Source organism: Aquimarina spongiae (assembly GCF_900141785.1).
Classification (GTDB): domain Bacteria; phylum Bacteroidota; class Bacteroidia; order Flavobacteriales; family Flavobacteriaceae; genus Aquimarina; species Aquimarina spongiae.
Map to the genome: position 1 here is coordinate 112,388 of NZ_FQYP01000008.1, position 23,991 is coordinate 136,378.

Annotated in this window: 16 protein-coding genes; 3 read left to right on the forward strand and 13 right to left on the reverse strand. The window is 37.8% G+C overall.

Annotation, left to right across the window (positions count from 1 at the left end; genetic code table 11):
- Nucleotides 1–5: 5 nt before the first annotated feature.
- The 13 genes from BUE24_RS17955 to BUE24_RS18010 are packed head-to-tail and all read right to left on the reverse strand — an operon-like array spanning nt 6 to nt 18,526.
- Nucleotides 6–4,634 carry an eCIS core domain-containing protein gene (locus tag BUE24_RS17955; protein ID WP_073318993.1) on the reverse strand — a complete coding sequence of 1,543 codons (4,629 nt, stop codon included), beginning with the start codon at nt 4,632–4,634 and terminating at the stop codon, nt 6–8.
- Between the two features lie 30 nt (nt 4,635–4,664).
- Complete coding sequence (locus BUE24_RS17960; RefSeq protein WP_073318996.1) at nt 4,665–7,448, reverse strand: hypothetical protein; 2,784 nt, start codon at nt 7,446–7,448, stop codon at nt 4,665–4,667.
- Complete coding sequence (locus tag BUE24_RS17965; protein ID WP_073318998.1) at nt 7,436–10,696, reverse strand: baseplate J/gp47 family protein; 3,261 nt, start codon at nt 10,694–10,696, stop codon at nt 7,436–7,438. Before BUE24_RS17965 ends, BUE24_RS17960 begins: the two co-directional genes overlap by 13 nt.
- 16 nt (nt 10,697–10,712) lie before the next feature.
- Entirely contained in the window at nt 10,713–11,123 is a 411-nt protein-coding gene (locus BUE24_RS17970; RefSeq protein WP_073319001.1) for a GPW/gp25 family protein, read from the reverse strand.
- 1 nt (nt 11,124) lies between these two features.
- Complete coding sequence (locus tag BUE24_RS17975) at nt 11,125–11,415, reverse strand: PAAR domain-containing protein (protein WP_073319004.1); 291 nt, start codon at nt 11,413–11,415, stop codon at nt 11,125–11,127.
- 17 nt (nt 11,416–11,432) lie between these two features.
- Entirely contained in the window at nt 11,433–13,178 is a 1,746-nt protein-coding gene (gene vgrG, locus BUE24_RS17980) for a type VI secretion system tip protein VgrG (protein WP_073319007.1), read from the reverse strand.
- Nucleotides 13,179–13,904 (reverse strand): CIS tube protein, encoded by a 726-nt coding sequence (locus BUE24_RS17985; protein WP_073319010.1) that lies wholly within the window; start codon nt 13,902–13,904, stop codon nt 13,179–13,181.
- An 11-nt stretch (nt 13,905–13,915) separates the two neighbouring features.
- Entirely contained in the window at nt 13,916–14,077 is a 162-nt protein-coding gene (locus BUE24_RS24015; protein WP_170864626.1) for a DUF5908 family protein, read from the reverse strand.
- Nucleotides 14,077–14,520, reverse strand: a complete 444-nt coding sequence (locus BUE24_RS17990; protein WP_073319012.1) for a phage tail protein — start codon at nt 14,518–14,520, stop codon at nt 14,077–14,079. The genes BUE24_RS24015 and BUE24_RS17990 overlap by 1 nt, the downstream gene beginning before the upstream one ends.
- Nucleotide 14,521: 1 nt before the next feature.
- Nucleotides 14,522–14,965, reverse strand: coding sequence for a phage tail protein (locus BUE24_RS17995; protein ID WP_073319015.1), 444 nt, complete (start codon nt 14,963–14,965; stop codon nt 14,522–14,524).
- A gap of 38 nt (nt 14,966–15,003) precedes the next feature.
- Nucleotides 15,004–16,923 (reverse strand): phage tail sheath family protein, encoded by a 1,920-nt coding sequence (locus tag BUE24_RS18000; RefSeq protein WP_073319018.1) that lies wholly within the window; start codon nt 16,921–16,923, stop codon nt 15,004–15,006.
- A gap of 29 nt (nt 16,924–16,952) precedes the next feature.
- Entirely contained in the window at nt 16,953–17,954 is a 1,002-nt protein-coding gene (locus BUE24_RS18005; RefSeq protein WP_073319021.1) for a hypothetical protein, read from the reverse strand.
- Entirely contained in the window at nt 17,954–18,526 is a 573-nt protein-coding gene (locus tag BUE24_RS18010) for a Pvc16 family protein (protein ID WP_073319024.1), read from the reverse strand. The genes BUE24_RS18005 and BUE24_RS18010 overlap by 1 nt, the downstream gene beginning before the upstream one ends.
- Nucleotides 18,527–19,116: 590 nt before the next feature.
- Here BUE24_RS18010 and BUE24_RS18015 point away from each other — a divergent pair.
- From BUE24_RS18015 to BUE24_RS18025, 3 genes are all read left to right on the forward strand, one after another.
- Entirely contained in the window at nt 19,117–19,692 is a 576-nt protein-coding gene (locus tag BUE24_RS18015) for a hypothetical protein (RefSeq protein ID WP_073319027.1), read from the forward strand.
- 151 nt (nt 19,693–19,843) lie between these two features.
- A complete protein-coding gene (locus BUE24_RS18020) occupies nt 19,844–22,903 on the forward strand; it encodes a ligand-binding sensor domain-containing protein (protein ID WP_170864627.1) in 3,060 nt (1,019 codons plus the stop codon).
- Between the two features lie 4 nt (nt 22,904–22,907).
- On the forward strand, nt 22,908–23,657 hold the full coding sequence (locus tag BUE24_RS18025; RefSeq protein ID WP_084549604.1) for a LytR/AlgR family response regulator transcription factor: 750 nt from the start codon (nt 22,908–22,910) through the stop codon (nt 23,655–23,657).
- Nucleotides 23,658–23,991 lie beyond the last annotated feature (334 nt).

The following is a 23,991-nucleotide window of genomic DNA, read 5'->3' on the forward strand; positions in this document are numbered from 1 at the left end:
TTTTATTAGATCCCACCTGTTAGAGGACTCGCTCCTCCCATCCAAATTGATCTAGATCTATTTCTTAATTCACTTATTATTGGTCCATGGAGTGCTTTATCTCCATCCAAATCACTTTGACTTAAAGCTTCCGTCACAAAAACTATTGAGGTATCTAACGCCTCTGAAAATGAGGTTGCCATAGTTCTATTTATAGTATCTCTAACAAATTCTGCCACTTCGATCAAATCTTCTGCATCTAATTCTTCATCTGAAATAGTACTGATTAACTCAGCTTGTAAACTATTGGTTATTTGATCTAAAGCATCGTTATTTGGGTTGTTAACTCGTATTATTAGCTCATCAGGACTTTCTTGAAGATTAACTTGTGTATCGGTTACTTCTCCTCTTTCAATTTGATAAATCTTCCGTAAAAAAGATCTCCAACTGCCTGAAGATATACTAGCTCTTATATTACTACCCGACTTAGTGAACATAAGCACCCTCTTTACTCCTGCATCCCTGGCCTGTTGTTCAATTACAGGAAGTGCTGCTCTAGCGGTAGCACTTCTATGAATACCTTGACGAGATGTTCTATGCGTTCTTTGATGAACAAGAATTGCTGGTAAGTTATTTCCATTAGAATAACTTGAATTAATTTGTTGAGAACGGGCCGTAGCTCTAGATCCTATATCTTCTAAACCTTCAATACCTGACAACATAGAACCAAATCTTTCGTATAACCCGGAAACTTCAGCTGAGAATTGGTTCTCAGGAACATGGTGAGATTCATATGGTTCACCTTCAGGATGAGATGCGGACCTAGGAACTGTATGAGTCCCGACAATTGGTAAAGGTCCATATTCTTCTGCATCACCATACATTTCAAAGAGCTCTCTAAGAACCTGAGCCAAATCATTTTCTTTGTCCTCCAATCTTTGATCTGATTCTGAAGCCTGGCGGCTGGCTTGCTCATCTGTAGAATTTTGAGCAGTATTTAGTTTTTCCTCAGTATCTTCTCCTTGCGTTTTGGTTTCTCTATACAAAGAACGTGCTCTATCAATTTTACCCTGTGCATCTTCTTGTTTAGCTCTTCCTTCATCCGTATTTCCAAATTCAGATTTTCTATTCTCCCACTCCGTTAGCTTTTCTCCAACCGTTTTAGTTTGGGACGCTACCATAACCTCAACACCCGGTCCTTGAGTATCAATCCATAACCTATGTCCTTCTCCTCCTCCATTAAATTGAACTACTTCTCCAACCTCTGTATCTTCAAGATTACCGGAAGCTATATCTTCATTTTGTTGATCTCTATTTCTTCCAGTCAATCTTCTAAACAATCTTTTTGCCGCATTCTTAACACGATTCAATAATCCTACGACTGCATCTTCTATCTTTTTACGGATTTTTTGAATGATCTCCTGTACTTTTTGAGTCAGCCCTGTGATTCCTAATAAAGAGGCTAAGAACCCTATCAATACCGGAATAGATTTCTTTAATGCGTTTTCGATCGCACTGGCAATAGCACTTACATTACCCGAAGCCACTGCTTTTACACCATCGATAAAGGCGCGTACCATTTCAATAATCTGGCTACCTCTCTGGATAAAGAATTTTACAATATCAATAATCAGCATGGCAGCCTTGATAAATGCTCCGGCAGGATTAAGCAATCCTAATATCCATTTGATTCCTGCTTCAACGACCTTAGAGATGATCATGTCCCGTATGGCATCCATCACCATTTCTTTCAGGTTATTGAACTGTTCTTTGATATACTCCCAAAGACCGGCAATACCATCATTACGTAATATGGTGAAAATCTCAAACGCCGTTTCAACAACCCTCACCACAGGTTCACCAAGTACTCGAACAGCTATGTTACGTACAAAATCCCATGAGATTCCTAAAATTTGCGCAACCAAATTGAAAATCCCTGAAAGACTAAACAAATTATCCGGTATGGTAATCCCTACCCCGCCTAAAGATCCAGTAAGCCAAGCAATAAGTCCTTCTTGCATATGCGTAAGGATGTTGCTTACAAAATTATTTAATCCTTGTCCAACTCCCTCAATCAACAATCCTAAGAATCCAATTGGGTCTTGAACAATAGTAGCAATAACACTCAGTGCAGAACTTAGCAGCTCTGTCAACATGTTTTTGATGTTGATGATTGTTTGGATCACTCCACCAATAGCATCCAAAGCCATATCAATCAATCCACGGTTGGCAGCTTGCATCTCTTCGATACGAGCATCTACTTCTTGTAGACTCTCATTATACTGATTGGCCAAACTATCGATCAATTCATCTTGTTTATCATCTACCGATTGTTCCAATTCATCAAAACGTTCCTGAATACCTTCTGCTGCTTCGCGACCGATATCTTGAAGGTTTTGCGGTAATGTTGTAACATAATCCTGCACCTCTTGTTTACCTCTGGTAATTCTGTCTTTGGCCGCAGTTAACTCTGTAGCCACTACATCTGCAATATTGGTAATTACCGAATCCATACGATCGATAAATACCTGTCGCCCATCTACGAAAAATTGATTTACCTCGTCGGGCAATCCGGTAAAGACATCTCCGACTCTGTTTAGGAATCCGCTAAATCCTCCATATCGTTCGTCGAGATAGGCATCCATCTTACGCTCTACATAATCTTCAAAAGCCTGCTTAGCACGTTCTGCTCCAGCCGTAAACAGGTCACTTACTCTCGTATCCAGATCACTAAGGATCGTTTCTACATCGGTCTTAGTATTCTCATAAATAGTATTAATCTCACCAGCAATACGTTCTCTCTCTGCGGTATCCGTAGTACCCGTTTGGACTTGCTGTCCTTCTACCTGATTCAACAATCCAGCACGATCCTGATGCATCCCTTCCAGGGTTTGCTGACTATTATTTTCAGCTGTATTTTGTGCTCCTTGCAATACGCCTTGTTCCTCAGTCCTGAACTGACCTGGGGCTTGTGCGGTATCTTCTCTGGCATCATTTGTAGCATCCAAAGCTCCTACAAATTCTGGTTCGTTGGAGTTCGCCAACTGCTCATCGGTAATTTCATTTTCGGTCATCTGCTGATCCACCTCGGACATATTATCCTGTAGTGGTTGGCTTACTTCGGCTTCACCTCGAGCTGGTGGCATAGCATTTTGTGCTCTTACACCATTAGGAGCACCACCTATAGGTGCTGGAGGTAATGCCGTAACCTCTCGTTCTGGTATTGCATCTGTATTTGGTTCCTGAGCTGTTGTAGCAGCGATATCTCCAGAGGCAGCGGTTTGTTCACTTTGTACGTCCTGAGTCGCTGCATCACGTACCTCATCAATATTATTGTTGTTTTCAAAATCGGCGGCTTCTTCTTCATTAGCTGGCAACTGCATACTCTCGATACGCTGCATTAACTGCGCTTTGAATGCTTCTGCACTAAAAGTTCCAGCTTCCTGCTCTTCCATAGAATCTACTTGAGCTGCTTGTGCTCCACCAGTACGTTCGTTTGGTGGCGATACCGCTGCTGCCTGTGCACTGCCCGCAGATGCTGTAGCCGGTTCATGATCTTGCTGCTCTTCTGCTCTATTTTCGACGCGCTGCTCTAGCTGTTGGAAATTAGGATCTTCCTCTGAGCTACGCGGTGTCGTAGGTTGCACTTCTTCGCCAGCAACTCCTGCTTCTTGAGTCCCTTGTTCCGCGGACACTTCTCCTTCTAATGGCAGTGCCTCTACAAGTTCGGTAGCTTCGGCAACTGGAATTACAGAAGGTTCTTCGGTTGCTTCGGAAGAGGCTTGACTTCCACCATTGTTCGTTGTTGTAGATTCATTTTGAGTAGCCGGACCAGATGCACCTTGCTGAATGGTGTGCGTTAACTCGTGCGCTAATAACGTTTGCCCTTCTGTAGTAGCAGGATTAAATCTGTTTTGATTAAAATGGATATCGTTTCCATTGGTAAATGCCTGTGCTCCCAATGTTTGGTTCATTGCAACAGACTCACTACCTGTATGTATTCTTACCCCACTAAAATCGGCTCCAAAACCGGATTCCATCTGGCTTTGAACTCCGCCTGGCAAAGGAGATCCTTGACCCCTAGTATTTCTAATAGAACGACCAATGCTAGAAGGAGTGTTCAGACCAGTATTTCCTGGGTTCTCTCTTGCTTGCACCTCTTCCTCTTCTTGAAGTTGTACATCTTCTTCAGACATCATTTGCACTTCTTCTTCCTCTTGCATCTGAACATCCTCTTCAGACATCATCTGCACTTCTTCTTCCTCTTGCATCTGAACATCCTCTTCAGACATCATCTGCACTTCCTCTTTTTCCTGTAACTGTACTGGCTCCTCTTCTTCCATCCGCTGAAGAGGTGAAGTCCCTGATAAATGTGTTAATGGTTGGATACGTTCTGCAATCGGTTTTTCCTGAATTTGTTCATCTTCAGACATGGTTTGCACCGAAGCTGGAGTGGCAGTTATGTTTGATGCAGCACCCTGTTGTTGTTTATTTACCACTTGATCAGCTACCTGATCTGCTTCTACTTCATATTTATCGCCGGGTTGTCCTACCTTTACCTTGGGTTGTACAAACAAGTCACTCCCGTTTTTTGGTTTAAAAACGGAAGGTGTGTTGTTGTCCTTGGCGGTATGTGCTGTTTTTGGCGAAAACATGCTTTATCTACATCTAATTTTAATGCTATGTTATAGTGTACCTAAGGTCGTTCTACCCAAAATGATCTGACCATCAATATCATCGTCGTTTTCGCAATCAATCAGGCGACCTGCAGGATATAATGTCTGTAGACTGAATAGACGATCTACAAAGGTTTCTAGCTTAGAGGTTTCCTCTCCTGTATCTGTATCGGTATATCTCATCTCTTCTTCTCCTGTATTTAATGTTTTGGCTTCCAAAAAGGCCTTATATGCTTGTTCTAATCGGTATAATCCGTTCTCCTCATCTGGAACTTCATCTTTTCTATGTCCAACCCAGCAAATTCTAGCCACTACATGGGCTGGAATTTCTTGTTTGATTACATTTTCCATATAATTTCTGAAATCTGTATCTGCAAATCGATACGTGTATCCCGGAAGTATGATACTTACGCGATACGAATATGGATCGGCGGGTTCACAATTGTCGCAAGTATCCGCACAAACGGGAATGAAACTCTTTTCGTGAGCATCAAGCTGTTTTACGTCAGGTCTTAGTAGGATATGCTCAACCAAAAACAACCCTTCTTCGGTAAAATCGTTTTCGAAGAAACTAAGGGTCTCAAAAATCCCATCTCTAAACTCCTCCTGAGTATCATAAAATCTGGAATGTATCGCTGTTATTCTCTTAGTACTTGATGGCGGAAACTCAGGATTAATGACACTGAAGGAATACACTCCCGTGTTTTCTGATTTATTAAGCTTGATATGATCTACATCAGTATCATCCTTTATCGTTTTGGTAAAAGCTTCTTCTAACTCGTATTTGCTGGTCTCAATAAGTAATAACACCGAAAAATGAAGCTCATTAATCGCCGCAGTTTTAGAATTATAGTTCTCGGTAGATCGCAATATTGGATTTCCTTTGGTATCCAATATTTCCCATCGAAATACGGTGCAATCGTCATCATCTACATCAGTTTTAATATTGATATAGGAGTTGGAGATATTTCTTCGGTTGTAGTCTTTGATTCCCAGTAAACGTGCCAGTCGTTTTTGAGTCCCAGATACATTATCGGTATTCCACAGATTTGCTGCTGGTTGTTTGTAGTAATTAAATGCATTTCCCCGCTCTTGACTGATCACTTTATAATCTCTCAAAAATGCTTCTTTATTTCGCAATACAACTTCTCCTGTTGCATCACCATAAAGTGTTTTCATTAAGAAGGTGTATTCGCTAAAGCGCTCTGCAAAACGTGCTAAAAGATGGTCGAGAATCTGATTTCTGCGTTCTACATTGTTGTCTATTTCTTTAAATAATGCATTGGTAAGCTCATCATCATTGTTGGTGCTGTAATTATTCACCAAATCCTCAAACCCTGCTACATCTTTTATCGCTTGTGTAAAATAGGTGTTTTCTGAAACTCCACTAACCGATAGCAGTTCTTTTACTTTTCCTAAATGTTGAAAGTAACTTGCTAATATCTTATCAAAAAACAACAAATACCCCTTAAGTTGTTTTGCTTGCGCTTTTCGATCTTTTGTCGCTCTTGCTGGTAATCCATCTATCCCAATACCATAAGTGTCTGGAAAATCATTTTGGATGGTAGTATAAGCCGCATTATCAAAATATTGTCCTTCCGGAAAGGATAATTCTTGATCCAAAATCAATGTTTCTTCAGGCTTAAGCTCGTCTAAGTATGCCGCTACCTGACTCTGATTGAGATTAAGTGGTAAAAATCCTTTGTTGTAATTGATCACACTTTTATCACATAACACAGGTTTTTTTCCATCATCTACACAAATAATCCACTCGTTGGATTCGGCTGTGTTACCATCACAATTTCCTACAGAGATTTCTTTTACAAATTTTACACCTTCGATATTCATGATTAATGTTATGATATCCGAAAGTCTTACCTCAGTTCTCAAATTAGCATCTTCAAGCTCTTTGGTATCAATAAATCCTCTATTAAGAACAGGACCTTCAAAAATTTGATCTGTAGTATATCCTTTATCCAACATTTGCTGAATAGAATAAAAATTTAAGGTAGGAGAAAAATAGTTATCAATGGCCAACAAAACCTTGGCATGTATCAATTCCTCATCTGCCTCATTTTCCACTTCTATACTTGCGCATACCGAAATCGGATGCAATGCCACTTCGGATAGATCGATTAAATCTTCGCATAGGTTTCGATTTTGATGATAGATAGTTCTTACCTGCTCCATCAAAATTTCTTTTTTGGCCTGTATCCGTTCTTCTTTCTTTTGCTTGGACAGCTTCTCCGTACCTTCTTCTAAGAAGTCATCATCATATTCTAGTGTAATATTATATAATCCTTTCAGTGTAAACTCCTTGATAAATTCGGAAGTAGATCTGGCATCAATTCCTGTAAGATCAATATCTGCTTTGTTGTAGGTGAGTCTATCCTTTTTGCAATCCAAAAACACCTGCTTCTCAAACTTGCTGAGCCAGCAGTTTTTTATCCCTGGGATATCTATAAAAATCTTTCTGTAGTCTAGTGCTGTAACTGCTTTGGAAGGAAAAATATCTGCAGGTTTGAAAAATTGAGTTTCTAAACTTTTATCTTTTTCTTCACCTACCAACAAGTTCTCAATGGGCATATTAATCCGCATACCAAGATCAGAAATGGCATAAGACAACATTTCTAGCATGGTAATCCCCGGATCGTGAGAATTATAATCTGTCCATAGTTTACCTCCTAGTTGCGAAATGTATTCTATTCCTTTTTCTCGAAGAAAATAGAAATCCAGATCGTCTTCTGAAGATACATTTTTTGGAATATTTATATTGAGATCTATACCTGACATGTGTCTATTGCTTTTTCTTCTTCTTGGTTACACTTGTTTATGTTCGTATCTACTGAATGCTCTTTGGCCGAAACCAAAATTGAAGCGGGGTTCGAAGGTTCGATACTCGTTAGGAATACTTCCCCGTCCTTACGCATCACTACATCCTGCAAATAATCCACATAGAATAATTTTTCTAAGTAATCAATAAGTACACTGCGATGCAATGTGACCCCAAAGTCTATACTTCTGGAAGTATCGAACGCCCAAGGGGATAAAAATTGAGTAATATCTTCACTAAGTTGTTTGATGTAAAAATTCTCATCAAACTGATCATAAAATTTGACCGATAGCGAAATTCTAACCTCTTCATAACTTGGGTTAACGACTTCAGTTTTTACATGCATAGAATTGAGTTTATTGATGTAAGCACTTACCTTATTCAAAGTTGCTCTGCTCACTCTAGGCTGAAAAATATCGAAGACGTTCTTATTTATTGTATCCGGAATCACTACAAGAGTAACATCTCCCGGAGATAAGAAGGAAGAAGTACTAGAATGATTTAAACACTTTACCTGATAGATTTCTGGAAACTCCTGCAATACCAAACTCTCATAATCCCATAAGGTGATAGCTCTATTCTTATGGCGAAGTCGTTCACTAATTCTTCGGTAATACGCATCATCAGATTCTTCTGCTTTTCCATCAAAAGAATTATATGGTTGTGTAATCCCTTTAATCTGAGGAACTCTGGTTACTAGTTTGCTGATACTACCATCTGGTAATCCCTGTTCCAAATGCGATAATTCATTACCTCGATCTTCAAACTCGGCCAAAATTGCCTGTGTGTGTATCGATTTCACTTTACTTATCGCGTCATAATTTTTATGAATTCGAGCTCGTAGCCAGATATATCCTCTAGGCAATCTTGTATTTTCAGTAGTTGCTTGTTTTGGAACTCCAAATCGAAGTATTCCCGAGTTTAATAAATTATCGGTGCTATTTTTAACGATATCGTTTTGCAGGTTTTTCCAGTGATTATCGCATAAAATCGACCATTCTACTTTTTCATTTCCTTCAAAAGAAATGGTTAATGGGTTTTCACTCCCTTCCAAAACCTGAATAAGCAATGAGATTTGTTGCCCGATCTCTACATTATCTAAACCAATAAATAAGGAACCTCCTCTACAGTGTTGTGGCACCAAATAATTGGTTAAAAAATCAGTATTATTTGTTGGGTCTTGCCCATTTTTTATCAAAACCTGTTGTTTCAAATATTCATGTTCTTCGAATTGCCCAAAAGGAGCTTCATGAAACAGGGTAACCAGGTTATCTTCGTAATTACTTTTCTGAGTTTCCTCATCGATAACCTCACCTGGCCCAGTAGCTTCTAACAATTCTAATTTCGTTTCTGTAGAAGCACTATATTTCAAAGTTATTACATCTATCAAAGGGATATAAGGTTCTTTGGGTATGGCCGGCACAACTGGAGGGTCAGTGGGCGGTGTAATAATCTCTTTGGATATCGCTAAAGCATATTGGGTTGGATATACTTCTTGTAAAAAAGAAGTGTTTAATGACAACCGTAAAGGACCATTTTTATCAATTACATATCCAGAATTGCTAAATGTATAGTTTGCATCATATACATCTCCATTTTTCTTGAATAAAGATAAGTCTCTATTATCTGGAGTAGAAGCATTATCAGAGGAATCAATATCGGTATAACTACCTCTATCTAAAATATAAGATTTGACTTTAAAATATGAATCATTGGTAACTGGATTAGGATTGTAATTTCCATAATGATCATTAAAATTAGTTTCTGGTGTATCTTTCCATAAAATATGAACAGCAATATTTGTCCATGGTTTTTTAAAGACTTCGGGGTAATCTATGGTGAAGTTCGATCTCTTGATTGGATCAGTGGTAAAAGGGTAAAAAGGTTTTTTTGCATTGATTACTCCAGTATCGTTTTCTAATACTAGAGATGCTATTTCTTCTACAGCTATGTCTACTTTGATTTTGGTTAATGTATTAAGTGCCAGTCTACGATTGATATCATATCCCGCTTCGGTAGATTGATCAATCAAAAAACGAATTACTGGTCGATCTGTACTGTAATCTTCTAAGTGAGTTTCTTTATGGTAGGCTACCACAGCAGGTTCATCCAAGGCTATTTGAAATTTCAAAATCATTTGATTTTGCAACAAAATTGACTCGCTACTCAATTCATAAGGCCCCAGCCAGCCTTTTTCTCCTGTGCAATAAATTCTAATGTTGTCATTTAAGGATTCAAAAGAAAAAGTTTCAGAAGGCAATTGTATTATTGGTTGCGGATCATCTGGTCCTGCAACAGGTGGTCGTTGATAATCGACTGTTATGGTAAGATCACGAACTCCTTCTTGGAGCTCGAACAAGGTAGATGAGAGACTGAAGCCTGTTTTTGCATCGGCCAAGGGAGGATATGTATCTATAGTCGATGGATATCCGAATGGCCACCAATCAACCTGCCCTTCAGGAAAATCACTTCCCATCCCATCAAAAGAATTGGCTATATCTGCAGCTTTCAACTCTCTTAGATTGGTAACAGCTCCATTTTCGGGATTTGTTTGTGCTTCCTGATGGTTATAAATATTTTTCAGAAACGCGATACTTGCCTTATTCGCAACAAGCTCTTCTGAAGTTTTATAAATACGCTTAACCCCATTTTGATCCTTTCCACCATCTAATTCTGTGTTTTCTTTGATCCGCTCACTTGCACTTTTTTTGGCGATTTCAAAAAGCAAATGCACCTTATCTGCTTCAGGAGATAGTTTATCTACTTGTAGGATCTCTTGAAAATAAAAGTCCAAATGCCTTTTGGTAAGTCCATTGAATCTATCTTGCGAAAACGTCAATAACCTTAAAAAACAAATAAACAAAGTGAAATGAGGAGTGACTCTATTATCTTTTTCCTGATCTGCAAGCGTGTTGGTTATTTCTTCTTTTAGTTTTTGATAAGCCGTTTCTCCTCGTCTTGGAATCGTATTTTCATTAAAATCGAAATAACGAAACAAATCCTGCCAATTTCCAGAAGGTACCTGATCATTGTCGAGGTTAAAATAGTTTACGTTTTTAGCAAAATTATAAGCAAACAAAATCCAATCTTCGATATCCAAATCATGAAGCTTCAAACTATCTGGACTCAAGGCTTTGTTGAAACGTTGTTGTTGATCTCTTCCGTTTCTTCTTAAAATACTATCTATATATTCACAGTTTTCTGACATTGTTTTGCTTTAATAATTAAATATCAGTTCCTTCTTCTAAGTAGAATGGAAACACCACATTATTTCTTGAATTGGTGGCCCTTACCGTATATTCTACTTTTATAAATAATTCGCCTTGCAGGACATCGCTTTCGGAAATATCAATTCGATTTACATCGATTCTAGGTTCGTGATAGAGAATAGCGCTTTTGATCAATTCGGAAACATAAGTGATCAATGTTCTACTTAGGTTTTCGAATAGGAGTTCATCCAAATTGCAGCCGTACTGCGGAACCATTATTCGTTCTCCTAAACGTGTAGTGAGCAAAATCTCAAGACTACTTTGAATATCCTCTTCGTCTGAGATCATTTTTACTGCAGCAGCATCTCTATTAAACTCTGGCGGAAAGCTCCAACCGACTCCTAAAAATGACTTTTTATTTTCCATATTATCCTATCAAAACTGTTGGTTCTCCTGCCACGATGGTACCTCCATGCGCAGTGGAATCTCCCATTCTGGCGGCGGGCACACCTCCGATCAATACCGTTCCTGAACCGGCTACGATACTATCTGGGGGGCCGCTACACGTAGCCATATCTCCGACTCTTGCGGCGGGCATACCGGCTATTAAAACAGTAGGTTCTCCTGGAGGAAGGATCGGACCTCCCACATGTGGAGCACCCCCTGGGTTGACCATTGGGCAAACATGCATATCATTTACTCTTGCAGCTGGTGGCATATTTTTAAATTTTTCTATTAATTAATTTGAACCAATGATCCCTTTAATACGGCAGTTGCGCCAGAGGACACTTCGGCCCCAGCAGAGCCTTCTGCCTTAAAAGCGGCACTTGCAGTAAGATTTACATTGGTCCCTTCAATATTTACATCGCCAGAGGCTTTAATTTCTATATTTCCAGCACTTTCCATCAAAATCCCTGCACTATCAATAGTAATCACATTCGAATTTTCGTCTTCTACGATAATCGTACCTTCATCTTCATCAAGTGCGATTCTTTTCCCGGCAGGAGTGGTGATATTCAAGGTCTTTTTATCATCGTCAAAAAGCACTTTCATTTCACTACGTGTTACAAAGCCTTTTTCGTGGTTATCATCACTTGCGGTAATGGGAGCTGGCTTAGCACTGCTATGCAGCATTCCCAATACGACCGCATCATTTGGATCCTGATTAATAAATCCAACGATTACTTCGTCTTCTATTTCTGGTCGAAAAAAGGCGCCTCTACTATCTCCCGCATCCAGGGATGCTATTCGACACCAAATTCCTTGTTCTTCGTTATTTACAATCGGTAGTTGCACTAAAATTCTTTCTTCTCCATCTGGGTCGTCTTGTAATTGGGAAACCACACCTATTTGAAGTCCTTGTATAGCCGGTAATAATCCAGACGCTGGTTTCATATCGATCTCATAGGTTTCAGAAAACCATTTGGGATCCAAACCAAATTGTGCATCCACAGTCCAGTTACCTTCGGTAATAGAGTGGCGTACGCCGCTCACAAATATTTTACCATTAAAACGGTCTCCTACACCCTCCAGCTTTAGAATGGTATTAGGTTTTACATCAGGTATGCCTTGAAATTTGACGCGGCCTCTAATTTTGGCTAATTGTTGAAATAACCATTTGGCATCGGCCCAGTTCTGTAGCTCAGAATCTGTAACTGCTCCACCATGCCTAAGTTCTACATTTTCAACCCCTATGGTATCAGCAAGGTCTGAAGCACTCAAATTACCATTGAGAGAAACGGCTGGATCATTAGCTTCTATTTCCAGGAGCTCCTGATCTGCATAATTCCAGGCGTAAGAAGACACCTTGCTGATTTGATGTCTGGCATCAATCTCTGCATCAAAATCCAACATACTGGCTCCAAAAGTTATCGTTTCAATTTCTTCCTGGCCCAGATCGGGTGCAACTATTTTGATTTCACCATCATCAACAATACAGATTTTGCCATTGGCTTGCGCTCTGGACATGATAAAATCCCAGTCCGAAGCATTGTACTGTACTAATTCTGTATGTGTATGTGTTGTTGCTTCAACATCATTACCAAGACCATAAGTGCCTATGATTTCTTCAAAAATATCGCTATCAGCACTATCATAGAAATATTTGCTTTTTCTGCCTACTGTAAGTTTGACCGCCTCATCTCTACATTCTATGATCAGTTGATTGCTTTTAGGACGAATCCTAAGATTATGTTTGATGATAATTCCTTTGAAAATCGTTGCTTCATCAGAATGGTACCCTGCTGTAATTTCCACTTCTTTACCCGGGATCAAAAAATCCTCGTTGCTCAGTGGAAAATCTCTTGCCGATGGGTCACCATCGTTAATCACCAGCTTTGCGGTTGGTATTCTGTTCACCTCTTTATCGACAACAATACTCTGTACCTGATATTTTTTGGAAAGCTCTTGTCCATCCATCAATATCTTGAAAGTAACAAGATCTGCACTTTGAGAAGTTTGTATGACACCGCTATTATTCATTTAAGACTGTTTTTGTAATGGAGGAAAAAACAATTCTTGTCCTACCTTCAATTTTCTAAAATTGCTAATATTGTTTACTCTTGCGACTTCGAGATAGTACTTTGGATCCCCATAGATTCGATACGTCATCAAGGGAAGCGTATCTCCTGCTTTTACAACCCGATAATGGGTAAGATCAGGAGAATTATTATTCTCTTCTGCTACTCGTTCTTCGGCTTCAATAAATCTTTTGAAGGTAGCTTTTACCATCGCTCTTAGCGGAGTACCGTCTGGCTTGAACAGTTTGTACTCTACATCCATCGAAGTAAGAAAACACCTGAATGACAGGGATCCCCAAGTTATAATTAGATAATTGGGTTTATGTTTATCTCCGTTGTAATCGTATACTGCTTTTTTGAACGCATCCAGATCATCGATAATCCCATTTCCCTGATCCTTATACACCGTATCTCCAGAACTTGATAAAGGGTCATCTCCGTAATGAATAATCACCCCTGTCCGGTCAAAAAGAAAGTCCAAAGTAAGATCTTCGGGCAGTGACCTCACAAATTTGGGATCATCACCACTGGTTCCTTGAGCCTGTTCTTCCTGATAATCGGCTTTAAAAGAAAACGAATAGGTTTCCGGATTTAAAAGCGCTGTATACTTTAGATCCAAAAGCTCTTCCTGAAAGCGTTCATCTTTGAAACAGCGGATAACTAATTTCTGTAATTTACCTTCACTCATTTGTTCACTGATTATCGTTCTTCACGCATTTCAAGAATATCCATCACTTGTTCTACACAAGATGCGATCAATGCAGATTTTTCTTCTTTTCCGAAAGTGGCTACTGATTTTTGACCTTTGCTACTTTCATCAACATTGATTTTGATATGCAACTCTTTAATTTCTATTGGCATTAGGTAATGGTTTTAAAATAGTTATAGGAAAGCTCCAAAGACTCTATCGATAGCTTGTTTTCTTCGGCATTAAAATCCTCGACAGTCCACTTTACCGGATAGGCATGTACCACATTCCATGTTAATAAAGGTTCATGCTTTTCGTTGAGCAATTTGATGGTGAGATTGATCGGTTGAATTTCAAAATCTTCAATCGCTTTTTTACACCATTCTATTAACCCTGAATCTATCAAAAGTCCTCTTTTTAGGACCAAATTGGGATATTTGGTTCGTACTGGAATTTTATGTTTAAACCTATTTTCTCCACCCTCAGCAATTTCTTCGGTTTCAAGATCTACAGAAAGACCCGAAACCGACTGAAACTGATGATCATTAGTCCTATTTTCAATGTCTTGAAATTCGACTTTAAAATGAAAACCAACCGGTGGATAGTAAGCCGCCATATTAAACTAGAGATAATTTCTCGTGAACAAATTCTGCCGTCTCGATAGCGATTTCGTTACCGTCTGCTTTTAAATCTGTGGATTGAATTTTTGTAATGTAAGCGCGTTCGGCTTTCCAGGTTACTACTGGTTCGTGTTTTTCATCAAGCAGACTGATCGTTAAGTCTCCTCTGTACTGCTCTTCTCCTTCTTGAAAATATACGGTTTTCACCCACTGCTCATAAAACTCTTTGTTGGTTTCTACAAAGGTTCCTCTTTTGATAGTGATGTTGCTATATTTTGAAAGTCCAGGTTGCTTAGTCTTATGATACTCGTTATCTGCCCCTGCTCTATATTCGATCATTTCTCTTTCAAAATCCAATCCAGAAACTTCGGTACAATTAAATTCTGAATCTCCGAAAGACACTCTAAAATGAAACTTTGGTAATGGATATGTTGTTGCCATGTTTATATACTTTATAAATTATTAAGATGATTTGTTATTTATGCCTCTTGCATTTTGTGAGAGAACTTAAGGATGATAAATTCTGCAGGACGTACTACTGCCATACCTATTTCTACAATCATATTCCCTTCAAGAATATCTTGAGCGGTCATCGTTTCACCTAATCCTACATTTACATAAAAAGCTTTATCTGGTGTTGGACCAGTTAAGGCTCCTGCTCTCCATTGTAAATTCAAGAAATTGGTGATCATTGCTTTAACTTTCACCCAAGTATTTGCATCATTAGGTTCAAAAACAAATTGTTCTGTCGCCTTTTTGATAGACTCTTCGGCCATATTGAAAAAACGACGTACAGATACATATCTCCATTCGTTATCATTTCCTGCCAAAGTTCTAGCTCCCCAAACCAAGGTTCCTTTACCGGTAAATGTTCTGATAGCATTGATTGATTTTCCTGTTCCATGAACATTCAAGTCTTCCTGATCTTCATGAGAAATATGTATAGTAGGTTTAATTACATAGTTCATCCCTACATTGGCAGGTGCTTTCCAAACTCCTCTGGCGTTATCTACTCTTGCGTATACTCCAGCCATCCCACTACTTGGTGGAAGAATTACTGGTACTTGTCCGATTTCTGCTTTAATTCTATTGTATAAGGCATTATCCGAAGCTTCTAGAGTATTCAATTTTACTGTAGTTGCAGGAATACTCGATGCTGGTAGCGCAGCGATAAGTAGTGATAGTTGTCCTGAAGCGATAAGTGCATCAATTTTGGCTTTTAAAGCATCTCCTGCAGCACTTGAAGAATGAATTCCTAATGTATCATAAAGTCCTGGTTGATTTACAGAGATCTCATTGTTAATTTTAGATTGAGTATCATCTTCATTCAATCGATCTATACTTTTATTAAGATCAAGTATCGTTTGGTCTAACTCATCGGTTATCCAGGTATCCAAATCATTAGATTCTGTAGCAGCTCCAGCGGCTCTTCCTATTGCCAAAGCAGCATTCAAATTATTTTTTAGTCCATTGATATAACTAATAACTTCATTGATTTTTGCCTGTAAACTTGGTACCAAGGCTACAGCAGCAGCGTCATCACCTGCAGCAGCAATATCCCCTTCTATAGTTCCTAAATCGGCAACCAAGGTATCTACAACCGTTGTATCTATATCATCAGAGATGTCTTGTGCAGCTTGTTGTACATCTGCAGGACCAGCAGCTGTTTGTGTCACATCTACCTGACTTTCATCATAATTATAATCCAAAATGGTTTCTACGAATGGATAGTAAGCCGCACCATATTTAATGAAATCTTTTTCTAGATTGATCCCATCTCTTAACCCTTGAATATTTGCATCTACAGGAGTACTATCATCATAAGCGTAGGTATCTATGATTGCAAAACGATCCTGTAACTTGTTACACTGTGTAAGAGCGCTATTGTATAACCCATAGAAATCACCACTACTAGAAAGTGAGGTAGCATCAGGAAAAACCAGCAATGTAGGCTCATCTTCTTTTTCTACCAATTTTAATCCTTTGGCCAAACCTGGAGTTGTTTCTGACCCCAAAGCAACAGCGGTAACTGGAGCAGAACCTTCTCCATATTGTCCTACGGACATGATATAACATGGTCCTCCACCATTAGCAAAGTACAATTGTAATGAGTAATACATAAGGAAAGGCGATTTGGTAGTTAAAGGTGGTATCGAAATAACATCATCTTTAACATCAACAGTAATACTATTTTCTAACTGCGCAAAACCAAAATATGTTTCATACTCTAACATCGAAGTAATACGTGTTGGAATTTCGTGAAGATCCCCCTCTGCTTTATTTGTCGCTTTTTGAGTATACCCAATGAAAGCAGGGATAGCAGTTTCTACTTGAGCTACAGAAGGGGGAAACTTAGCGATTTCCTCAATGTAAACTCCTGGTGTGCTGTACGTTGCCATAATTGTGAATTTTAATTTGTATTAAATTTTTAAATAAATATTTCTGAATAAAAGTCATCGTTTTCTTCGCTTACCCCGCTTTTGCCAGGATTCAGCAAAAAGACATTTCTTAATCTAGGTTGTAATTGATTGGGTCTAAGCTTTATAAACCCATTTTGCGTGAGTGGATACTCATTTTTTGTAACAAAAACTTCTTCGGTACTTACTCTGTTATATCTCCAAAAGGTCTTTCTGTTTTCGAATCGCAGTACTGGTGATATCGAAGTCTCTGGTAAACATTTGCGAACTTGGTTTGCGCTATTAGGTATTTCCACGGTTGTATCTTCCAAAAGGTCAACATTTCCATCTCCTTGAACTGCTAATCGAATGTATCCTAAAAGTCCGTTTCTTTTTTGCGTTTCTATATACGTATTTAAAACTGCAGCATTTTCGGGAACTTCAATATCCGTATCATCTATGGCCAGAATAGTTTCTAATCCCAAATCATCGATGGGAGCTACCTCTTTAGTAAGTATATGGTGTATAATTTCTCTACTACCCTCTGGTTGCAATAAAAAATCTGTATGTACTTCCTGATCAATAAAAAAATTGGGAAAGGCATTGGATTCACTATCCGGTCGCTTATTAGAGAAATAATACAGTCGATTTTCTGAAGCATCTGCACTATTGGTATAATTATTAAAATAAGTATCAGAAAACCGAAGCTCGAAAGTAAATTCTAAATCACCGCCCATCTCAATCTTGGGGCAAAATGCAGTCGTACTCTCACCGGCCTTGTTATATTCTTCTACATTTACAAAAAGGAGTAATTCTGAACCCGTATTGCGTAAAACCACTTTATGATTTTGTAATAATCTTTGCGTTATAGGTGTTGGGGTAATCTTTAAAAAGTTTAAAAAATCATAACTTGTTAATTGTGATTTCTTTTCTTCATCAGACAAGTCTACAAACTTATCAGTTCCGTCATCCAAATAGAAATCATGATGAATTGTAATCTCAGCCAGGGGTTTGTATGCTATTTGGAAACTCATTAATTCTTATTTAAAGTTGCATTAATGTTCGTGATTACAGCTCCTTGAGATTTCAGCACATCTCTTTCTATCTCTAAGAGTCTTACCTTATATAGCACAGATGGGTATTGTTTCCCTCCCAAAACACCCCAGATATAGCTTAATTGTTCAAAAGAAGGCGTATATAATTCGGTAATAAATTTAAAATCTCCCAAATCCTGCATATCTGCATCATCTCTATTAAAGTTGGTATTTAGATGTGTAAAGACATTTTTACCTTGAAAAAACTCCATGATACTGGACACATTCTTTAATGATTCGGTATACAAATCACTATTCGCACTGAATAGGATATACAGATTAACATTTACTTTTGGGTTTTTATAAGAAACTGTCGAGCCTTCAATTTTATAATTGGGAACATTTTTTAAGGTCGGTTCTTCATCTATATTAATAAGGGTTAATGCTATATCTGCATCCTCATCCCCATCTCCCGAAGAAATAGTTCCTATGTTAGCTAGTTCGACAGGATCTTCATCTGTAAAATAGCCATTCAACTCTTCTTTAATTATTTGCAATACCTGAAAAATCATTTTATATCAGTTAATATTTGAGCATAGCACTATACGCTATACTTGGACTATAATAGCTACTTCACATAAGTGCATACGACACCTACGTTAAAAAATAATCTCTGACATATAGACTCATATAAGAACTATATAAATCTTCATCTTCTCTAAAATCGATAGGAAGTTGATTTATCTTAATAGGGAAAAAATAAATCAAGTAAATTACATGCGAAAAGCACATAATTTTTTAAGGGGTAACTTGTGTGAAGATACAAAAAAAAGCGTATTAAAAATGTTATCTAAAAATTAATTTTAAGTTTTGTGGTTTTAACGTAAAGCAAGTGATAATAAGCCATAACAGAGTTTTTGCATCTAAATCTTTACTCAAAATCTTTTTGTTTTCTAGAGAAAAACAAGGCTCTTTATTTACCTGTTATCACAGCGCAAACTAGCTTTTTCCTCACCTGCTCTTCTAACCAAAAACGCAAACCATACTTTATAAAGTCCAAACGAATTCTAATTCGATCATAACGAATACTAAAAGCATCACTGGAGAGATAAATGAAGGTGCTACTTTTACATTAAATAGCCAACCTCAAAATAAAGCTGTTATGAAAAAGGTAGCCATAATAATTATCCTGTTTCAAAGTTTTCAATTCCTTCAAGCACAAAAGGGATTTGAAAAATCTGAAAAGTATTTGGTAACAACCGAAATTACTGATCAAGGACAGGAATATCCTACATACGTCGTTAATTTGGTGCGTTCTGATAATAGCTCCGAAAAAATATCTACGCTAACGATTAACGACACAGAGCTTTTTGAGGATATTTTTATTACCACTTTAGAGAACCCCGGCCTAAATGGGGTCTCTGAAGTGATAAAAATGGAAGTAGAATATCTGGCTTGCTGTGCGCATGTGGAATCCTTTTACTATATGGTACAGGAAAATGGAGAAGTAACAGCGTTGCCTGAGCTTAAAAATATATACTGTGAAGAATCTGATACTGATTTTCAATATATATTCCCGAATCAAGAATATGGAATTGATGGTAACATATTAAGTACTCAAACTTTTTATAAAAGTACATCCGATACTAAGTATGTAAGTCTAAAACAGAGTTTTACCTGGAACCAAAATGAAGGGATTACAGGAATCTCAAAAACGACAGCCATTACAGGATATTAGTAACCTTTACACAACTCAATCTGATAAACAAAAAGGGGGAAACTTTTGTTTATTATACCGACAGATCGTACGATCTGTCGGTTTTGTTTTTAATGATGCCAATGTCAAACTCAGTTTTAATTATATTTGTTACCAACCAGATCTATCTTTTATGACTCTTTTAAGACATATAAGTTTCTTTTCTTTAATCCTAATTGCTTTTACTAAGAGCACTTTTGCTCAAAATAACCAATTACGAGCCTATACCCTTGAAGATGGATTACCACAATCACAGGTTTATGATATCATTCAAGACGAGATGGGATATCTCTGGTTAGGAACCCAAGGAGGAGGATTATGCCGCTTTAATGGAGAAGAGTTCGAAATCTGGAACGAGACCGATGGTTTACAATCTAACTATATTCATGCACTACACTCTGCCAATGATAGCCTATTCATAGGAACTAAAGGAGGTCTATCCATAAAAACAAAAAATAAATTCACCAATCTAGAAGGTCCTAGAATCAATAAAATATATAGAATTAAGAACAAGACCTATCTAGCCACAAATATTGGTATCTATCGATATGACAGAAAATTAGGGTTAAAAAAGATCAACCTCAACGCCAAAATCAATACGAGTATCATTAATGATATTGCCTTTGATGGCAAACTCTATTGGATAGCAACCAATAAGGGACTATGGAAACTAAATAAAATTCAAAACAAAGCTACCATCATGGAGCGCCACAGTGCCCATGATTTTACAGCTGCAATTTATCATAAAAACAAAATATTTGCAGCAGCCGTTGATCAAGGGATTTTGATTCTTAATACCAATTCCAAATCGTATGGTAACTATTGGGTATCCAAACCACTACGAGTTACCAATGCTTCGGTTCATAATGATAGCGAACTATGGTTTGCCACCGACAACGAAGGGATCAGAATTATCGACGCCAATACCCATAAACAAAAAAGAACAATCAATAGACGTAATGGTTTATCCATATCTCATATTCGAAAAAGTATTGTAGATCGCCAATCTAATATATGGATCGCTACTTCTGGTGGAGGATTTTATAAATATTTTCAGAACAATTTTATACATTATGATCAAGATACCGGATTAAAAGGTAACCGGGTTTATGCAGTGCATCAGACCAAAGATGGTATATGGGCATCAAACTCGGAAGTAGGTTTGGTAAAAATAGATTCCTTGGGCATACACCATATACCACAGGATGATCGCCTATCCGAAGTAAAAATTAAAACAATTACAGAAGACTTAAATGGAAACATTTGGGCAGGAACGGACGGTAAAGGAATATTATTTAAGAAAACAAAACTGGTAGATAGTATCGTCATCGATTCTAGCAAAATTCAGGATTCTCAGGAAGAATATATTGTGCGAACAGATACGATCAAGAAGGTGGTTTACGAAAACCATATTATTGATAAAGACAATGGTATCCCCTCAGAATGGATAAGAACCCTGCACATCGATAAGAACAAAATATGGGCTGCTTCCTATTCTTCTGGAATTTTCAGATTTAAATATGATTCGATAAGAAACCGAATTACACAACTCAAAAAATTTGAAAGACGTAACGGAATCAAAGATCTACAAATCCGATACATGAAACAGGATTCGTTGGGTAAAATTTGGTATGCTACCCAAAATGGTCACCTAGGTTACATCTATAAAGATCGTGTTACTCATCTCGGAAACGTACTTAACCAAAAGACTGCTATAAGCACTTTACTTTTTCACAAAAACAAATTGTTTATAGGTACTGCAGGTAGAGGGATTTGGTGGTCTGAACTGGAAGGCAAAAATATTACTGTCAAGAAGCTAAAAGGAAGAAAAAGGCCCTATTCGGATAATATTTATCAAATGATATTTGATGATCAGGACAACTTATGGGTAGGAAGTGAAAGAGGAGTAGATAAAATAGAACTCAATCAATCCAACGACATTGTAGATATTTTTCACTTTGGTAGAAATGACGGTTTTTTGGGTATCGAGACTCATCTCAATGCTGTGACGAAAGATAAAGATGGAAATTTATGGTTTGGTGCCATTTATGGGCTTACCAAATACGAACCTACAGAAACTACCAAAGTTACCGTAAAACCTAGGTTGTTTTTTGAAGATGTTGAAGTTGCCTATCAAAGTGTCGATTCTATTAACTTGAATTCGTGGACCAATAGTCCCAAGGTGTTAAAACTTAAACCACATCAAACCGAATTATCCTTTAGCTACAAAACGATCGATTTGGATCATCCCAACGATATAGAGTATCGATTTCGATTGAATAATTCAGAATGGAGCCCCTGGTCTTCTGAAAGCAAACAAAACCTAGCAGGATTAGCATATGGAGCTCATTCTTTTACCGCACAATCCCGTAATTATAGATGGGAAGAAAGTGATAATGCCAGCTTCAATTTTTTTATCGATAGCCCTATTTACGAAAAGACTTGGTTTCAGTTATCTGTTTTGGCCGGAATTTTATTGGTTTTAGGAGGGTATGCGCTAACCTACATCAGACGTGTAAAGAGAAAGAATAAGGAAGAAAGAGAACGCTTACAAATGCAAAATCATCTACTTTCTCTAGAACAGAAGGCCTTACGTCTGCAAATGAATCCTCACTTTATATTTAATGCCCTGAATGGTATAAAAGCTATGGGAACCAGTAACCCACAGCGTATGAATACCACCATCAATACCTTTGCCACTTTGCTAAGAGAAACTTTGGATAACTCCAGAAAGGATTACATTACGCTGGATCAGGAAATACAGACCTTAAAACACTATATAGAAATAGAACAATTAATGGCTAATAAACCATTTACCTACGCCATTGATATAGATTCTGATCTTGATCCAGAAGAAATTCTAATTCCTCCTATGCTTATTCAACCTTTTGTTGAAAATGCAGTTAGACACGGGATTTTAAAAGGGATACGAGATGGAGAGCTGAAGATACAGTTTCATACTACCGAAGAATTCTTACATTGCACTGTAATCGACAATGGACAAGGAATTTTTCAATCCCAAAAAATTAAAACAAATACCGACCATCAATCTATGGCCTTGACGGTAACCAGAGAGCGATTAGAGTTCATATCAGGAAAAGATTCCTTGAATATTGAAGAAATAATGACCAACGGAAATACGGTAGCAGGAACACAAATTGCGTTCAAAATACCATTACAAACTGACTATTAAGACTATGCTAACAGCGATTATTGTAGACGATATGCCCGATGCCTTACAGCTTTTAAAAAGCGACATAGAGGCCAATCATCCAGAAATTAAAATCATCGATACTGCTCAAAGTGTTGTAGGAGCTGCAAAATCTCTTCGCAATAAAGAACCCGATATCCTTTTTTTGGATATCATGCTGGGTGATGGAACGGGTTTTGATGTTTTGGAAATTTTTCCGGAGCTGCAATCCAAAATCATTTTTGTGACCGCAAGTGACGAATACGCCATCCGAGCTTTCAAATTTGCTGCCATCGATTATGTATTAAAACCCTATTCTAACGAAGAGCTAGCGCAAGCTATCGCCAAAGCCAAAAAACAAATCCAACCCAACAAAGAGCGATTGAATATTTTGAAAGATACTTTGTCGGCACCAGAACAAAAACCTGATAAAATATCGCTTCATACACTCGATAAGATCATTATTGTAAATCTCGATGACATCATACGATGTGAATCGGATAGCAATAACACCATATTTTATTTACAGGATGGGCAAAAAATATTTGTGACCAAAACCCTTAAGTATTTTGCCGATATGCTCAAAAACTATCAGTTTTTGAGAGTACACCAGAGTCATTTGGTCAATTTACAGTGTATTAGTGCCTTTATCAAAACTGACGGAGGCTATTTGATGCTGAAAAACGGCGAAAACATCCCTGTTTCTGTTCGAAAAAAGAATGAGGTAATGGAAATTTTGGATCGCCTTCATCGATAGCAAACAATAGCTATCCTCCATAGATTTATTCAAATATATCTTCGCAATTTTGTGATTCGCAATTATTGCCGCGTACTGATTCTCTGGGGTTTGTAGTTAAACATGAAATATGGATCGATTCTACGGAGAAGGAATCGCTACCACCTTTAATGCTGCCCATATTAGAAATTTTGGCCACCTTTAATTTTTTCAATTGTAACCGCTTACTTTTTGCTTTCATGAGTTTGTATTTGATTGCGTCTTTCTAAAACTACTAATAATAAACTTTATAGTCTGTCTTATCGGCAAACTACCTCTACGTTTTCCGGAAAAACACTTTTCAAAATTATGATTT

Coding starts and splice junctions, on each gene's coding strand:
- BUE24_RS17955 (WP_073318993.1), bottom strand. CDS start 4,634: ATGTTTTCGCCAAAAACAGCACATACCGCCAAGGACAACAACACACCT.
- BUE24_RS17960 (WP_073318996.1), bottom strand. CDS start 7,448: ATGTCAGGTATAGATCTCAATATAAATATTCCAAAAAATGTATCTTCA.
- BUE24_RS17965 (WP_073318998.1), bottom strand. CDS start 10,696: ATGTCAGAAAACTGTGAATATATAGATAGTATTTTAAGAAGAAACGGA.
- BUE24_RS17970 (WP_073319001.1), bottom strand. CDS start 11,123: ATGGAAAATAAAAAGTCATTTTTAGGAGTCGGTTGGAGCTTTCCGCCA.
- BUE24_RS17975 (WP_073319004.1), bottom strand. CDS start 11,415: ATGCCACCAGCTGCAAGAGTAAATGATATGCATGTTTGCCCAATGGTC.
- vgrG (WP_073319007.1), bottom strand. CDS start 13,178: ATGAATAATAGCGGTGTCATACAAACTTCTCAAAGTGCAGATCTTGTT.
- BUE24_RS17985 (WP_073319010.1), bottom strand. CDS start 13,904: ATGAGTGAAGGTAAATTACAGAAATTAGTTATCCGCTGTTTCAAAGAT.
- BUE24_RS24015 (WP_170864626.1), bottom strand. CDS start 14,077: ATGCCAATAGAAATTAAAGAGTTGCATATCAAAATCAATGTTGATGAA.
- BUE24_RS17990 (WP_073319012.1), bottom strand. CDS start 14,520: ATGGCGGCTTACTATCCACCGGTTGGTTTTCATTTTAAAGTCGAATTT.
- BUE24_RS17995 (WP_073319015.1), bottom strand. CDS start 14,965: ATGGCAACAACATATCCATTACCAAAGTTTCATTTTAGAGTGTCTTTC.
- BUE24_RS18000 (WP_073319018.1), bottom strand. CDS start 16,923: ATGGCAACGTACAGCACACCAGGAGTTTACATTGAGGAAATCGCTAAG.
- BUE24_RS18005 (WP_073319021.1), bottom strand. CDS start 17,954: ATGAGTTTCCAAATAGCATACAAACCCCTGGCTGAGATTACAATTCAT.
- BUE24_RS18010 (WP_073319024.1), bottom strand. CDS start 18,526: ATGATTTTTCAGGTATTGCAAATAATTAAAGAAGAGTTGAATGGCTAT.
- BUE24_RS18015 (WP_073319027.1), top strand. CDS start 19,117: ATGAAAAAGGTAGCCATAATAATTATCCTGTTTCAAAGTTTTCAATTC.
- BUE24_RS18020 (WP_170864627.1), top strand. CDS start 19,844: ATGACTCTTTTAAGACATATAAGTTTCTTTTCTTTAATCCTAATTGCT.
- BUE24_RS18025 (WP_084549604.1), top strand. CDS start 22,908: ATGCTAACAGCGATTATTGTAGACGATATGCCCGATGCCTTACAGCTT.